The 16269-nt window shown below is 30.1% G+C and carries 10 protein-coding genes, 1 pseudogene and 1 riboswitch; all 11 genes and pseudogenes read left to right on the forward strand.

The window, feature by feature from the left end:
• The first annotated feature begins 40 nt into the window (after positions 1-40).
• The 11 genes and pseudogenes from cooS to C1715_RS10425 all read left to right on the forward strand — a co-directional run bounded on the left by cooS (position 41) and on the right by C1715_RS10425 (position 16250).
• Positions 41-1957, forward strand: a complete 1917-nt coding sequence (gene cooS, locus C1715_RS10375; RefSeq protein ID WP_035291018.1) for an anaerobic carbon-monoxide dehydrogenase catalytic subunit — start codon at positions 41-43, stop codon at positions 1955-1957.
• 400 nt (positions 1958-2357) lie between these two features.
• Positions 2358-3125: a prolipoprotein diacylglyceryl transferase gene (gene lgt, locus C1715_RS10380; protein ID WP_102400420.1), complete on the forward strand. Its 768-nt coding sequence runs from the start codon at positions 2358-2360 to the stop codon at positions 3123-3125.
• 162 nt (positions 3126-3287) lie between these two features.
• Entirely contained in the window at positions 3288-3863 is a 576-nt protein-coding gene (locus C1715_RS10385; protein ID WP_035291016.1) for an ECF transporter S component, read from the forward strand.
• A gap of 81 nt (positions 3864-3944) precedes the next feature.
• Positions 3945-4047: riboswitch (TPP riboswitch) on the forward strand.
• A 146-nt stretch (positions 4048-4193) separates the two neighbouring features.
• Positions 4194-4847, forward strand: a complete 654-nt coding sequence (gene thiT / locus C1715_RS10390; protein ID WP_051931604.1) for an energy-coupled thiamine transporter ThiT — start codon at positions 4194-4196, stop codon at positions 4845-4847.
• Positions 4848-5181: 334 nt separating this feature from the next.
• Positions 5182-6051, forward strand: a complete 870-nt coding sequence (locus tag C1715_RS10395; protein ID WP_102400421.1) for an SDR family oxidoreductase — start codon at positions 5182-5184, stop codon at positions 6049-6051.
• 437 nt (positions 6052-6488) lie between these two features.
• Positions 6489-6980, forward strand: a pseudogene (locus C1715_RS10400) (peptidylprolyl isomerase).
• A 266-nt stretch (positions 6981-7246) separates the two neighbouring features.
• On the forward strand, positions 7247-8434 hold the full coding sequence (locus C1715_RS10405; protein WP_102400422.1) for a coenzyme F420-0:L-glutamate ligase: 1188 nt from the start codon (positions 7247-7249) through the stop codon (positions 8432-8434).
• A 227-nt stretch (positions 8435-8661) separates the two neighbouring features.
• Positions 8662-9609, forward strand: coding sequence for a DUF1002 domain-containing protein (locus C1715_RS10410; RefSeq protein WP_102401927.1), 948 nt, complete (start codon positions 8662-8664; stop codon positions 9607-9609).
• An 888-nt stretch (positions 9610-10497) separates the two neighbouring features.
• Positions 10498-13089, forward strand: a complete 2592-nt coding sequence (gene adhE / locus C1715_RS10415; protein WP_102400423.1) for a bifunctional acetaldehyde-CoA/alcohol dehydrogenase — start codon at positions 10498-10500, stop codon at positions 13087-13089.
• 269 nt (positions 13090-13358) lie between these two features.
• Positions 13359-14345, forward strand: coding sequence for a polysaccharide deacetylase family protein (locus tag C1715_RS10420; RefSeq protein WP_102400424.1), 987 nt, complete (start codon positions 13359-13361; stop codon positions 14343-14345).
• 162 nt (positions 14346-14507) lie between these two features.
• On the forward strand, positions 14508-16250 hold the full coding sequence (locus tag C1715_RS10425; RefSeq protein WP_102400425.1) for an ABC transporter ATP-binding protein: 1743 nt from the start codon (positions 14508-14510) through the stop codon (positions 16248-16250).
• The last annotated feature ends 19 nt before the right edge of the window (positions 16251-16269 follow it).

The raw sequence follows: 16269 nt of genomic DNA on the forward strand, positions 1-16269 counted from the left end.
TATTTATATTTTTATAGATTTTATAAAGCTATAATAAATTATGAATAAAGATATATTAGAAAAAACAGAAGGTCGTGTAAGTTATCATGATTCAGTTGAAGAAATGTTAAAACGTATAAGAGAAGATGGGATGTCCAATGTATTTGATAGATGGACACTACAGGAAAAGATTCGTTGTAAATTTTGTCTACAGGGATTAAGTTGTCAGTTATGTTCTCAAGGACCATGTAGAATAAGTGAAAAAAGCGGACAGGATAAAGGTGTATGTGGCATTGGGCCAGATGCTATGGCTATGAGAAATTTCTTATTAAAAAACATAATGGGTGCAGGTACATATAGTCATCATGCTTATGAAGCTTTTCGTACATTGAAGGCTACAGGAGAAGGAAAGACACCATTTACAATTAAAGATACGGATAAATTAAAATGGATGTGTGAAAAACTAGGAATTGAAGTAAGTGGAGACATAAACAAAATGGCTATACAATTAGCAGAATTACTAGAAGACCAGCAGAAAGTAGATACAGAGCAAAAAAACCTTATGGTAGAAGCATTTGCTCCAAAAAAAAGAAAAGAGGTTTGGAGAAAATTAAATATATATCCTGCTGGGACAGTTCACGAGGAGCAAAACTGTGTGGCTAGTTGTTTAACCAATGTAGATGGAAGTTACAAATCCTTAGCAGCGAAAGCTTTGCGTTTAGGAATAGCTACTATATATAATTCACAAATTGGGCTTGAAATGGTGCAAGATATTTTATTCGGAACACCTATGCCACATGAGGTAAATGTAGACTTAGGTATTATGGAGCCAGAGTATGTAAATATAGTATTTAATGGACACCAACCTTGGGGTGGAGCGGCTACAATACAAAAAGCTAAAATGACTGAAGTTCAAGAAAAGGCTCGAGCAGCGGGGGCAAAAGGGCTTAGAGTAGTAGGTTCTATTGAAACAGGGCAAGAATTACTACAGAGATTTGAAGTAGACGATGTTTTTGTAGGGTTGATGGGTAACTGGTTAACTATAGAGCCACTTTTAGCTACAGGCACAGTGGATGTTCTTGCTATGGAAGAAAACTGTTCACCACCAGCTATAGACCACTATGCTGAAAAATACCAGGCAACGCTAGTGAGCATAAGCACTATTATAGATTTACCAGGTTTACAGCATAAGATTCCATATGATCCTGAAAAAGTGGATGCTATGGCAGATAAACTTATTGATTTAGCAATAGAAAATTTTAAAAAGCGTAAAGATAAAGTTAAACCAATGGTTCCTAAAATTACTCAAAAGGCTATTGCAGGATTCTCTACTGAAGCGGTCTTAAAAGCCCTTGGAAATAAACTTGATCCATTAGTAGACGTAATTGCTGCTGGTAAAATTAAAGGGGTAGTAGCGTTAGCGAATTGTTCAACATTGAGAAATGGGCCTCAGGATTGGAATACAGTGAATCTTACAAAGGAATTAATTAAAAAAGATATATTAGTAGTTGCTGGAGGCTGCGGAAATCACGCATTAGAGGTGGCTGGGCTTTGCACTTTAGAAGCAGCTAATAATATAGCTGGAGAAGGATTAAAAGAAGTTTGCAACCTTTTGAAAATTCCTCCAGTATTAAGCTTTGGAACTTGTACAGATACTGGAAGAATATCAATGCTTGTAACTGCGCTTGCAGACCATATGGATTTAGATATATCAGAGCTTCCAATAGCAGTGACTGCTCCAGAATGGATGGAGCAAAAGGCTACTATAGATGGAATATTTGCAGTGGCTTATGGTGCATATACTCATTTATCACCAGTGCCATTTATGACAGGAGCTCCTAAACTTGTGAAACTATTGACTGAAGATGTGGAGGAAATAACTGGAGGTAAGGTTGCTCTTGGAGATAATCCTATAGAAGTAGCAAATAATATAGAGGAACATATTGTGAATAAGAGAAGAAAATTAGGATTAAGCTAAATATCTGTATAAGCAATTTCTAAGTAAACACTTAAAAATTTAAACACTATTATGAAGAATATGTAAAAATCTCAAAATTACAGAATAAATTTATGCTAATTTTGGATATCTATTAATAAAAAGAGAGACTATATGGTGAATTGAGTTTAATTCAAAATTATAGTCTCTTTTTTAAGAGTTTAACAAGTTAACATACTAGTAATTAATGTATGAAGAGATTTAGTATGTTAAAAAATTTAATACATTAATAAGTATTATTTGATATGACATATAGATCAAATGATTAGATTTTATTGCAGATAGTATCACAGATGCTACAATTAAATGATGAACTTTGTTATTTTGTGTAGAAAATTTATATAAAATATTATAGAATTGAGAAAAGAAAGGATGTGAAATTATGAATCCAGTTGCATTTTCAATTTTAGGTTTTGATATAAGGTGGTATGGAATACTAATATCCATTGGAATTATAATAGGGCTGTTAGTGGCAAAGGTTAATTGTAAATGGAGAAATATAGATTATGATAACTTGCTAGATATGGTTCTTATTACTTTTCCATTAGCTATTATAGGGGCCAGGCTATATTATGTATTATTTGAATTTGAAAGCTACAAAAATAATCTTATGGATGCATTTAATATAAGGCAAGGTGGACTTGCTATCCATGGAGGAATTATTTTTTCAGTAGTTGCTGCATTAATATACACAAAAAGAAAAAAAATTAGTTTTATTAAATTTGCGGATGTAGCGTTTCCATCTGTTATATTGGCTCAATCTATAGGTAGATGGGGAAATTTTTTTAATGGAGAAGCACATGGCGGACCTGTTAGCTATGATTTTATAAAGCAATTTCCTGAGTTTATCCAAAAAGGTATGAATATAGAGAGGATATATTATCATCCTACATTTTTGTATGAATCTATATGGGATTTACTAATATTTTTAATATTGATGATTTTATTAAGAAAAAGCAAAAAAAATGGAGTAGTATTTTTCACATACATTGGTTTATATTCTATAGGAAGATTTTTAATTGAAGGGTTAAGGACGGACAGTCTTATGATAGGAAATATAAGAGTTGCTCAATTTATTAGTTTAATTGGTATTATGATTTGGATAATTTTTATTATTTCACAGAGGTCTTTATCAAATACGAAAAAATAAAAAGAAAAAATATAATAGTACATTATTATAAGACTTTTATAATGTAAAACTTTTAATAATTGAAAAAAGCGTATCCATACATTTTCCTTTGCCAATTATTTATTATATTATGTAAGTATATAGAAAGCTTATAGTTAAAATATAGTATTGGGGGGAACTGTAATGAAACAAAATATTGTAAGAAATGAAACCAGTAGTTCAAAGGCAATTGAACTTACACAAATGGCTCTTATGACTGCAATAATATGTGTAGCAACTATGTCTATAAAAATTCCAACAGTAATGGGTATTGGATATGACCATTTAGGAGATAGTATGATATTCTTTGCAGCTATTTTATTCGGAAGAAAAAAAGGAGCTATAACATCTGCTATAGGAATGAGTTTGGCGGATTTATTATCTGGCTATGCATATTATGTACCTTTTACGTTTGTAATAAAAGGCATAATGGCATTGATTGCTACAACAATTGCATATAGGGGAAATTACGAAGGTAAAAATATGATCAATAATATATTTGCCTTTGTAGTAGCAGGTGCATGGATGGTATTTGGATATTTTGTAGCAAAGATAATTTTAGTTAAATTTGTATTGTTTAAGGTTGATACTTATAGTGAAGCTTTAGCTTTAGGACTTGCAAGTATTCCAAATAATATAGGACAGGTTACTGTAGGGATATTAATTGCAGTACCATTGATTAAATTACTACAAGGAAAGTTAAATATCAAAAGAAAATAGTTCTAACGTTAATTTGTAAATTTGATTTTGAGCATATTTGTATTATGACTATAGATGGTGTATAATTAAATCGAAATTTGAATAGAGTGCTAGGGGTGCTTAAAAGCTGAGATGGATTTTGCTAATCCTATCCCTTATACCTGATCTGGATAATGCCAGCGTAGGAAAGCAGCATATGATATTGTTAGTAAATACTGTTTTTCAGCAGTATTTATTTTTTTATGTTATATATGAAGTTATTAGTATTTAATCTAAAATTATAATAATAAATGAATTTTATTTAAATAATACTTATTAGGTTAAAATAAAATATAGAAGGAGGAATTATTAATGAATTGGTTTAATTTTAAATTTAAATCTCCAAAGTTTGGGGAAGCTTTGAGTACAGTTTCTTCAGATCCAGTTATATACATAAGCATAATAGCCATAATAATTTTAATTGCAGTAATTATACATATGAATAAAGCTAAATTAACTACAAAAATTATGCTTCATGTATCTATGGCTGTGGCTATAGCCACTGTACTAAAAATGTTTAGGATAATGAAAATGCCTATGGGAGGTTCTGTAACTTTAGGTTCCATGATTCCTATTATATTCATAGCTTATATTTATGGTACTAAAGTGGGATGTTTAGCAGGAGTGATATTTGGCGTAATTGATTTAATTTTAGGACCATATGTGGTACATCCAGTACAGCTTATACTAGACTATGTTTTAGCTTTTGGAGTTTTAGGCTTTGCAGGATATTTTAAAAATAATATTTTTATTGGTGGATTAGTGGGCATAGGGTTAAGATTCATATGTCACGTGTTATCAGGAGTTGTTTTCTTTTCTTCGGCTGCAGAAGGTCAAAATGTATGGGTTTACTCCATATTATATAATGGAACGTATTTACTTCCAGAGGCTATAATAGCTGTTGTAATTTTAGCTATAATTCCTGTGAAAAGAATAAAAACACAAATTGCAAGTTCGTTGTATTAATAGAAAGCTTTTAATGAGTTTCTTTTATCAAATAGGTTAATAAGAGTAGATAAGTCTATTTATAACAAGTTCTAAGTTTCAGATGAAGTTAAAATTTCATTTGAACTTAGAACTTTGTTTATGTTTTGGAACTATAATTTTATAAGTTTACTATTAAAGCATAATTAACTATATGCTATAATTTTTATACGAAGTAATGTTCTTTATGAAAACTATCAATAGAAAATTGGTGAATAAAGTATATTTTTTAGTTGTTTTCATAATTCAAGTAATTTAATATTTTTTGTAGGATAATCACAAAATAAATAAAAAATAATAGGTAGGTGAGTGTTCAGTGAAAAAGATATTATTAACTGGAGGACATGGATTTTTTTGTACAAGATTTTATGAAAGATATAAAAATGAATATAAAATATTGTCTACAGGAAGAGAGGATTTAGATATAACAGATGATATAAAAGTAATGCAGGTTTTTAAAGAGTTTAAACCAGATTATGTTATACATGCTGCAGCTATAGCAGTTACGGACTTTTGTAATGAGCATCCAGAAATAGCTCAAAAAATAAATGTAGATGGAGCTGTTAATGTGGCTAAGGCGTGTAAAGAGGTAGGAGCAAAACTTGTATTTATAAGTTCTGAACAAGTATTTAATGGAAATATAGAAAATGGGCCTTATGATGAAGGACATAGACCAGTGCCAAATACTGTGTATGGTAAAAATAAATTAGAAGCAGAAAGGTTGTTAAAGGATATAATAGATGAATTGTGGATAGTAAGATTTACATGGTTGTTTGGTATGCCAGAAAAAAATTTAAGCATTTCATCAAACATACTTTGGGAAACAGTGGTTTCTTTACTAAAAGGAGAAAAAATATATGCATCTGCAAATGAATTCAGAGGTATGACTTATGTTTTTGAAATGGTAGAAAATTTTAAAAGAGTATTCCAATTACCGTATGATACCTACCATATGGGAAGCTATAATTCTATGAGCAGATATGAAGTAGTAAAATATATATTAACGGAAATGGGATTGAGTAATAGAGTGAATGAGATACTTATAAAAGATGAAGAAAAATATAAAGATTTTCCTAGAGATATACGATTAAATACAAAAAAAATAGAGAAATATGGTATAAAATTTACTTCTACTAGAGATGGGCTAACTAAATGTCTAAAAGACTATAGATTAAGTCTCTTGTAATTAAAATAAATTCTATTGATTTATAGATATATGGCTTAAACTGTAAATAAGAGGACATATAATTATGACTAAAAATAAAACAATATAAGAGAATTTTATAGATGAATGAATATAAACATAAATATGCAGAGATACACAAATATATATTTTAATAGACTTAAAATAGTATTATATTCATAACTGTTTTTTAAAACAGTTTATTAATAATAAGAAATATAAGTACGAAAAAGATGTATTGAAAGGAGTTTTTTTTAATGTTAAATAAGAAATTTGGGAAATATATAGTAGCTACATTAATCTGTGCTATTGCTATTTTGGCTGCAGGTTGTTCTAAAGCTAATAAAAACATAGAGAAACAAGGGGAGAAAAAAGAAGAGAGTAAACAAATCAATACAGAAAAGAAGCCAGGGGATAAAAATCCATTGGTAACTATAGAAATGGACAATGGAAATAAAATAAAAATAGAATTATATCCAGAAATAGCACCTAATACTGTAAGAAACTTTATTTCTTTAGTTAATAAGGGATTTTATGATGGGGTGATTTTCCACAGAGTAATTCCAGAATTTATGATATAAGGAGGAGATCCAGAAGGTGTTGGAACCGGTGGCCCAGGTTATGCAATAAAGGGTGAATTTAGTTCCAATGGCTATAAAAATGATTTAAAGCATGAAAGAGGAATAATATCTATGGCTAGATCCAGCAGACCAGATTCAGCAGGTTCACAATTCTTTATAATGGTAAAAGAAGCTCCTCATTTAGATGGAGAGTATGCAGCTTTTGGCAAAGTAATAGAAGGTATGGAAGAAGTAGATAGAATAGTTTCAGTTGAGAGAGATGGCAAAGATAAGCCTATTAAAGAGGAAAAAATGAAAAAAGTAACTGTCGATACTTTTGGAGTTGAATATAATGAACCAGAAAAACAATAACATTGTCTAAAATGGTGCCTGGCACCACCCGAATTATGTAGAATACATATGTTTTTTAATTAATATAAAAGGAAGATATAGCTAAATTTTTTTATAAGCCTACTAAATTTGTGCTATAGGTGCTATAATATCATTGTGATAGTAAAATTACGTACATTTAATAATATTATACTGTGAATGTTTGTATACTACTTTGAGAAAGTAGTTATTCCACAGGTGATATGTGGTTTCAGATGTACGATATTTTAAAAAAGGGAGATGTTTATATGACAAGAGCAGTAGGCACTACAGTGAGAGGGGTAAGAGCTCCTATAGTAAAACAAGGTGATGATTTAGTTAATATTGTAGTAGAATCAATTATAAGAGCTATGGAGACTGAAAAATTTAGCATTAATGATAGAGATATAATAGGAGTTACAGAATCCTTAGTTGCAAGGGCACAAGGAAACTATGCTTCTGTTGAAGATATTGCTGAGGATATAAATAAAAAATTTAAAGGGGATTTTGCAGTTGTTTTCCCAATACTTAGTAGAAATAGATTTTCTTTGATATTAAAAGGTCTAGCAGCTAGCGGCAAGAAAATATATTTATTTTTAAACTATCCATCTGATGAAGTTGGAAATCATTTAATGGATGTAGATAAAATGGACGAGTTGGGAGTTAATCCATATACTGATGTTTTAACAGAAGAGAAGTATAGAAAATTATTTGGGGACAAGGTTACTCATCCATTTACAGGAATTGATTATGTGGAAATGTATAAAAATATTGCTGTAAATAATAATATAGAAATAATCCTTGCTAATGACCCGAGGGTAGCATTAAAATACACTAAAGAAGTTTTAGTTGCTAATATACACGAGAGAAATAGGACTAAAAGATTATTAAAGCAGGCTGGAGCTAAAAATGTATATGGAATAGATGAAATATTAAATAGTTCTATCAATGGAAGTGGATTTAATCCAGATTATGGCTTATTAGGTTCTAATTTAGCTACTGATACTACAGTAAAGTTATTTCCTAAGGATTGCAGAAAAACTGTAGAAGATATTCAAAGAGGAATAAAAGAAAAAACAGGTAAAAATGTAGAGGTAATGGTCTATGGTGATGGAGCTTTTAAAGATCCAGTAGGCAAAATATGGGAGTTGGCAGACCCAGTGGTATCTCCTGGATATACAAATGGGCTTAAAGGTACACCAAATGAGATAAAGTTAAAGTATATTGCAGACAATGAGCTTAAAAATTTAAATTCTAAAGACATGGCGGAAGCAATGAAAAAGAAAATTATGGAGAAGACAAAAAATGAAAGTTCTGAAGGAGAAAAATTAGGAACAACTCCAAGACAGCTTACAGACCTTTTGGGAAGTTTATGTGACTTAACCAGTGGTAGTGGAGATAAGGGAACTCCAATAGTATTAATTCAAGGATATTTTGATAGTTATGCAGTAGAGTAGCGGATAGCTACTCTTTTTGTTTAAATATTAAAATATTGATAATTTAAATAGGTATTGTTGAATACAAATAATATATAGGATATTATATAAATGAAATATAATGTGCTGTATATATATGGCAAGCAGTGGCACTTTTTCATGTATAGTAATAAATTTAAAGATTATAGAGGGAGGTGAACTTTAGAGGAGAGGGATATTTATAATAGACTTTCTCCCTAAAGATGAAAATGAAAGTTAAGAGAATTATAAGTAGATTATTAGTAGCATTAATGATTATGTCTGTAGCAACAGCTTTCCCAGCAAAAAATGCTTATGCAGATTCTTTTAAAGTTGTTACGTTGGGAGCTGATTTAAGCGCAAAACAAAAAGAAGACATGCTTAAATATTTTGGCGTTAATAAAGGAGATGCAAATGTAATAGAAGTTACCAATGAAGAAGAGGTTAAATATTTAGGACAGGTAGCTTCTAAGGAGCAAATAGGTACAAAGGCCATATCATGTTCTTATGTAGAGCCCACAAGCAAAGATGGCTTGAATATTTCAGTAAATAATATATCTTGGGTTACAGAAAGTATGATAAAAAATGCATTAATAACAGCAGGTATAAAAAATGCCAATGTTAAAGTAGGAGCCCCATTTAAGGTGTCAGGTACAGCGGCACTTACAGGTATATTAAAAGGATTTGAAAATAGTAGTGGCGGTAAAAAAATTGATGAAAATAAAAAGAAAGTGGCTAATGAAGAATTAGTTGAAACTGGTAAACTAGGTGACAAAATTGGAAAAGATGAAGCTGCTAAATTAATGAATGAAGTTAAGAAAGATGTTATTAAGAAAAAACCTAAAACAGAAGAAGAAATAAAAAAAATAGTAGTAAACATAACTAATAACTATGGTCAAAAATTAAGCGATGAGGATATAGAGAGTATAACTGCTTTGATGAAGAAGATAAATGGCTTAAATTTAGATTTTAGTCAATTGAAAGATCAATTAAATGGAGTAAGCAAATCATTAAAGGATAAATTGAACAGTGAAGAAGCTCAAGGTTTTTTTAGCAAAATAGGATCGGCTATTAAAGGATTTTTTACAGCTATTAAAGATTTCTTTGTGGATCTTTTTTCTTACAATGTAGGAGAAGAAATATATGCTGAAAAAATTTCAATGTATTATGTATCTTAAAATGTGGTTTAAGCTAATTATATAAATATGATTAAATCAAAAAAGGTACAATGTGGTGGAATTATGAAATTTATCCTTCAAAGAGCTCGGAACAATAAATTTAATATAAGAAATTCTAATGTTTTAGCCATATAAAATTATCTAACGCTCATATTGGGCGTACTGCTTCAGGTTCGCTAGCCTGGCGTTGACAGGCTTACGATAATTTTATCTGTCTAAAAGAAGAATTTCTAAAATTAAATTTTAATAGTTCCTTTGCTTCTTATGCAAGTCATTCCGAAGAAATTTTATAATTCAAGTAATGTAATACTTTTGTGGGATAATCATAAATATAATTTAAATGAAAAGTATCTGCAATGATGTGAATTGCAGATACTTTTTATTTTAAAATATTAACTTAGGATGTAAGAGTGATTAAGAAATAATATTGCTAATAATATTTCTTAAATGTATTAACAATGTTAAAATATATTAAAAATAGGCAAAGATATAGTATAAAATTAAAGATAATACACTAAAAAGCAAATATAAAAGATTGATATTGTTAATAATTTAACCAGACGTGTTTTTGTTTAGCTTTTACAACGAAGAGTTGAATAAAATGTTATTTTAAAATAAATTTTTTTTCTTGATGTTAAATAAATACTAGGCTTTGCAGTATGTTAGAAGATTTATATAAGTAAAGGTTTTCAATATCAATGTGATTGAATTTAAAAATATTTACTTATGAAAATATTAAAAAAAGCATAAAAAATACAAAAAAATTATCAAACTATGATTGACATTTAACAAACAATGTTGGATAATTAGATTGTAAAAAATAATATGTCTAGAGAAAATATTTTAAATTAATATAATTTAAAGAATGTTTTGAAAGAGGTGTTTTTAATGAAGGTAACTAATGTTGAAGAATTAATGCAAAGAATGTTAGAAGTGAAAAAGGCTCAAAAGGAATTTGCAAAATTAAGTCAGGAACAAGTAGATGAAATATTTAGAAGTGCAGCTATGGCGGCAAATATCAATAGAATTAAGCTTGCTAAAATGGCAGTAGAAGAAACAGGTATGGGTATTGTTGAAGATAAGGTAATTAAAAATCATTTTGCTTCAGAATATATATATAACAAATATAAAGATGAAAAAACTTGTGGAGTTATAGAAAAGGATAATGCTTTTGGAATAACTAAAATTGCAGAACCTATAGGTGTGATTGCAGCAGTAGTTCCAACAACTAATCCTACATCTACTGCAATATTCAAGGCATTAATAGCTTTAAAAACAAGAAATGGAATAATCTTCTCACCACACCCAAGAGCGAAAAAATCAACTATAGCAGCTGCTAAAATTGTATTAGATGCAGCAGTTAAAGCGGGAGCACCAGAAGGAATAATTGGATGGATAGATGAACCTTCAATTGAACTTTCACAGGTTATAATGAGGGAAGCGGATATAACACTAGCTACAGGTGGCCCAGGAATGGTTAAAGCTGCTTATTCTTCTGGAAAACCAGCAATAGGAGTTGGAGCAGGTAATACTCCAGCGATAATAGATGAAACTGCAGATATAAAAATGGCAGTAAATTCAATACTTCTTTCAAAAACATTCGATAATGGAGTAATATGTGCTTCTGAGCAATCAGTAATAGTACTTAGTTCAATATATGATAAGGTAAGAAAAGAGTTTTTGGATAGAGGAGCGTACATACTTAAAGGTGATGAAGTAGAAAAGGTAAGAAAAGTAATATTAATAAACGGAAATTTAAATGCTAATATAGTTGGTCAGCCAGCATATAAAATAGCTGAGATGGCTGGAGTTAATGTGCCAGAAACTGCTAAGGTACTTATAGGGGAAGTAAAATCTGTAGAACTTGAAGAAGCATTTTCACATGAAAAACTATCACCGGTACTTGGAATGTATAAAGCTAAAAACTTTGATGATGCTTTGGTAAAGGCTGAAAGACTAGTAGAATTAGGTGGATTTGGACATACTTCATCATTATATGTAGACGCCATGAAAGGAAAAGAAAAGATTGAAAAATTTAGTACAGTAATGAAAACTGGTAGAACTATAGTTAATATGCCTTCATCACAAGGTGCTATAGGAGATATATATAACTTTAAATTAGCACCATCTTTAACTTTAGGCTGCGGATCTTGGGGTGGAAACTCTGTATCAGAAAATGTAGGTCCTAAACATTTATTGAATATAAAGAACGTAGCTGAAAGGAGAGAAAATATGCTTTGGTTTAGAGTTCCAGAAAAAGTTTATTTTAAATATGGTAGTCTTGGAGTTGCACTAAAAGAATTAAAAGATTTAAATAAAAAGAAGGCATTTATAGTAACAGATAAAGTGCTTTACCAATTAGGATATGTAGATAAAATAACGTCAGTACTTGATGAAGTAGGTGTTGATTATAAAATATTTACGGATGTAGAACCAGATCCAACGCTTGCAGTAGCTAAAAAGGGTGCACAGGAAATGTTAAGCTATAATCCAGATACTATAATAGCTCTTGGTGGTGGTTCAGCAATGGATGCTGCTAAGATTATGTGGGTATTATATGAGCATCCAGAAGTAAAATTCGAAGATTTAGCTATGAGATTTATGGATATAAGAAAGAGAATTTACAAATTCCCTACTATGGGTGAAAAAGCAACTCTTATATGTGCTGCTACATCTGCAGGAACTGGTTCAGAGGTTACTCCATTTGCAGTTATAACTGATGAAAAAACAGGAATTAAATATCCTCTTGCGGATTACGAATTAACTCCAGATATGGCAATAGTTGATGCGGAACTTATGATGGGCATGCCAAAAGGATTGACAGCAGCATCAGGTATAGATGCATTAACTCACGCTTTAGAAGGTTATGTATCAGTGCTTGCTTCAGATTATACTAATGGAATGGCATTAGAAGCTATAAGATTAATATTTGAATACTTACCACTTGCTTATAATGAAGGAACAACTAATGTAGAAGCTAGAGAAAAAATGGCTCATGCTTCAACAATTGCGGGCATGGCATTTGCAAATGCATTCTTAGGTGTATGTCACTCTATGGCACATAAATTAGGAGCAGCACACCATGTGCCACACGGAATTGCCAATGCATTACTTATAAATGAAGTTATAAAATTCAATGCTGTAGATGATCCAAGAAAACAAGCTGCATTTCCACAATATAAATATCCAAATGCCAAGGATAGATATGCAAGAATTGCTGATTATTTAGGATTAGGTGGAAAAACAGCAGATGAAAAAGTTATATTATTAATAAAAGCTATAGATGAATTAAAAGCAAAGATTAATATACCAATGTCTATAAAAGAAGCGGGAGTTTCAGAAGAAAAGTTCTATTTTACATTAGATGATATGTCAGAGCAGGCTTTTGATGATCAATGTACAGGAGCTAACCCTAGGTATCCATTAATAAGTGAAATAAAACAAATGTATATAAATGCTTTTGGAGCATTAGAAAAATAGATTTTGTATGTAATTAAATATCAATAAAAAGCACTATTCATACTTTGAATAAATTGTCCCAAATTAAGGGCACATTCAAATGTGAAAGTGCTTTTTATAATTTTATTGATTTTAAAGATTTAGGATAAAATTAGTAATTTAAACTATAACTTGTGAAAAAAATTATAATGTAACCAAATTTTAACCAAATTATAGACTTTTGTAACAAATTCAAGCATAAAGTATTATAATATATATATCAAGAGGACAAGTTGTAGGAGGCATATACAATGGTAAATAGAAGAATACGAAAAAATAATAGTAAAAAATTTAAGAGAAGAAGGATACTATTAGCAGTAGGTGTACTTATGATAGTTACTACGGGAGTTTATTTAACTAAATCCGTTTTAAATAAAAAATCCAAGAAATCAAATGTACAGGTTTTATCTGAAAAAAGCAATAATAAAAAAAGTTCTAAGGATAAAAATGCAAATAAACAATATCCAACAGAAGAAGAGATTAAAAATAAAGAAATTAAAAAAAATAATCCAGAAGATATATTAAAAGGAGCAAATGTCACAGTAGAGGGAAATGAATATGCATATGATGCAAAAAAAGTAGAGTATGCTCTCAAAGAGGGTAAACCACATATAGACGGAAAGAAAATAGCATTTTTAACTTTTGATGATGGACCATCTACAACAGTGACACCTAAAATATTGGATATATTAAAAGAAAATAATTTAAAAGCAACATTTTTTATAGTAGGAAGTTCGTTAGAAACTTCTGATAGAGCTAAAGAAATACTAAAAAGGACTGTACAGGAAGGACATGCTATTGGAAATCACACATATTCCCATAATTATAAATATTTGTACCCAAGAAGAATTGTAAATACTAATAATTTTATGAATGAAGTAGATAAAAATGAAAGGATGATGAAATCAATTTTAGGAGAGGACTTTCATACTAGAATAATAAGATTTCCAGGTGGACACATGTCATGGAAGGGTACAGAAGGTATAGACAAAATAATGAATGATAAGAATTATGCCTATATAGACTGGAATACCTTGTCAGGTGATGCAGAAGGGAGAAGAAGAACTCCAGAACAATTGGCAGCACGTGTAAGAGGTGAAATTACAGAAAATTATAAGCCAGACAGAGTGGTTGTATTAATGCACGATACCTACGGAAAAGAAACTACTGCTAGTTCACTGCAACAAATAATTAATCATTTAAAATCATTAGGATATGATTTTAAAACATTAAAATAGGGTGCCAGGCACCTACCGAAGTAACGCGAAAAAAGTCAGACACTAATATAAGGGGTGTTTGGCTTTTTTTATCCGTATGATATAATACATTTATAAATTTTGTATGTAAAATATATTTTATAAATTAAGTATTGAAGGAAGAGTTTGTTTGGGGGAAAAATCATGGATTTTTTTAAAAAATATACAAAAAAATATTGGAAATCATTTTTTACAGCAGTAGTATTTTTAACCTTTGAAGCAGTATGTGATCTACTACAGCCAACAATTATGTCAAAAATAGTTGATATAGGGGTAGCGGAAAGAAGAATGGATTATGTTATAAAGGGAGGGCTAATAATGTTGGCAGTGACATTATTAGGAGCTGTAGCAGCGGTAAGCAGAAATATAATATCTAGTAATGTATCTCAAAAATTTGGAGCTGAACTAAGAGGTGATCTTTTTAAAAAAATACATAGTTTTTCCTTTAGTAGCATTGATAAATTTGAAACAGCCTCTCTTGTGACTAGATTGACCAATGATGTAACTCAAGTACAAAATTTTGTACATGGTATGATGAGAATTTTTGTTAAGGCACCATTACTTTGTATAGGGAGCATTATAATGGCTGTAATTATTAATCCTAGGATGTCAGTGGTATTATTCTTAATAGTGCCTTTTATAGTGGTAATCATATTTGCAAATATGAAAATAGGATATCCTTTTTTTAGAAAGGTTCAAAAGGCTTTAGATAAGTTAAATAGTGTTATAAGAGAATATTTATCAGGAGTAAGAGTTGTTAAGGCTTTTAATAGATTTCAATATGAAAGAAAAAGGTTTGAAATAACCAATGAGGAATTTACAGATGTATCTACTAGTGCTATGAGGGTTATGGCTATATTTATGCCTATGATTACATTTATTGTAAATGTGGGCATAGTAGCAGTACTTTGGTTTGGAGGGATTAAAGTCAATAGGGGAAATATGTATGTAGGACAGATAATAGCTTTTACTAATTATATGACACAAATACTATTTTCTCTGATGATGATATCCTTTGTTTTTGTAATGTTTGTCAGGGCTAAAGCTTCTGCAGAACGTATAGAGGAAATATTTAAAGAAAAAAATTTGAATGAAGAGTTACATGATGTGGAATTAAAAAATTTTCAAGGTAACATTGAATTTAAACATGTGTGTTTCTCTTATAATGATAAATTAAAAGAGCCTGTACTAGATAATATTACATTTAAATGCATGTCAGGAGAAACAGTTGGAATAATAGGATCTACAGGAGCAGGTAAGAGCACACTTATAAACTTACTGGATGCTTTCTATGAAGCTACATCTGGAGAAATTACTATAGATGAAGTGGATATAAGAAAATTAAATATTAAAAAACTAAGAGAAAGAATAGGAATAGTACCTCAAAGTACGATGTTATTTTCGGGTACTATTATAGATAATATAAGTTGGGGAAAAGAAGATGCTAGTATACAAGAGGTAGAAAAGGCAGCTGTAGTAGCTCAGGCTCACGAGTTTATTTCATCTTTCCCTAAAAAATATAACACTGTATTAGGACAAGGTGGAGTTAATCTTTCTGGGGGACAAAAGCAGCGTATTGCAATTGCAAGGGCATTAATAAAAAAGCCTAGAATACTGATATTAGATGATTGTACTAGTGCGGTAGACATGAATACGGAGAAAAAAATAAAAGAAGCTTTAAGGGAGTATTCAAAAGAATTGACATGCATAATAATCGCTCAAAGAATTACATCTGTAATGGGTGCTGATAAAATAATTGTTATGGATAATGGAAAAATAGTAGGTATAGGTAAACATAAGGAACTTATGGAGAATTGTAATGTATATAAAGAGATATTAAGGTGCCAGGCACCACCCGAAAAATGTAGAAATAATGGAGAAGAATAATGTTATAATTTTGTAATGT

Source organism: Haloimpatiens massiliensis, assembly GCF_900184255.1.
Taxonomy (GTDB): Bacteria; Bacillota; Clostridia; order Clostridiales; family Clostridiaceae; genus Haloimpatiens; species Haloimpatiens massiliensis.

Excerpts from the sequence above, each read along its gene's own strand:
- cooS (WP_035291018.1), top strand. The coding sequence starts at position 41 with ATGAATAAAGATATATTAGAAAAAACAGAAGGTCGTGTAAGTTATCAT.
- lgt (WP_102400420.1), top strand. The coding sequence starts at position 2,358 with ATGAATCCAGTTGCATTTTCAATTTTAGGTTTTGATATAAGGTGGTAT.
- C1715_RS10385 (WP_035291016.1), top strand. The coding sequence starts at position 3,288 with ATGAAACAAAATATTGTAAGAAATGAAACCAGTAGTTCAAAGGCAATT.
- thiT (WP_051931604.1), top strand. The coding sequence starts at position 4,194 with ATGAATTGGTTTAATTTTAAATTTAAATCTCCAAAGTTTGGGGAAGCT.
- C1715_RS10405 (WP_102400422.1), top strand. The coding sequence starts at position 7,247 with ATGACAAGAGCAGTAGGCACTACAGTGAGAGGGGTAAGAGCTCCTATA.
- C1715_RS10410 (WP_102401927.1), top strand. The coding sequence starts at position 8,662 with ATGAAAGTTAAGAGAATTATAAGTAGATTATTAGTAGCATTAATGATT.
- adhE (WP_102400423.1), top strand. The coding sequence starts at position 10,498 with ATGAAGGTAACTAATGTTGAAGAATTAATGCAAAGAATGTTAGAAGTG.
- C1715_RS10420 (WP_102400424.1), top strand. The coding sequence starts at position 13,359 with ATGGTAAATAGAAGAATACGAAAAAATAATAGTAAAAAATTTAAGAGA.
- C1715_RS10425 (WP_102400425.1), top strand. The coding sequence starts at position 14,508 with ATGGATTTTTTTAAAAAATATACAAAAAAATATTGGAAATCATTTTTT.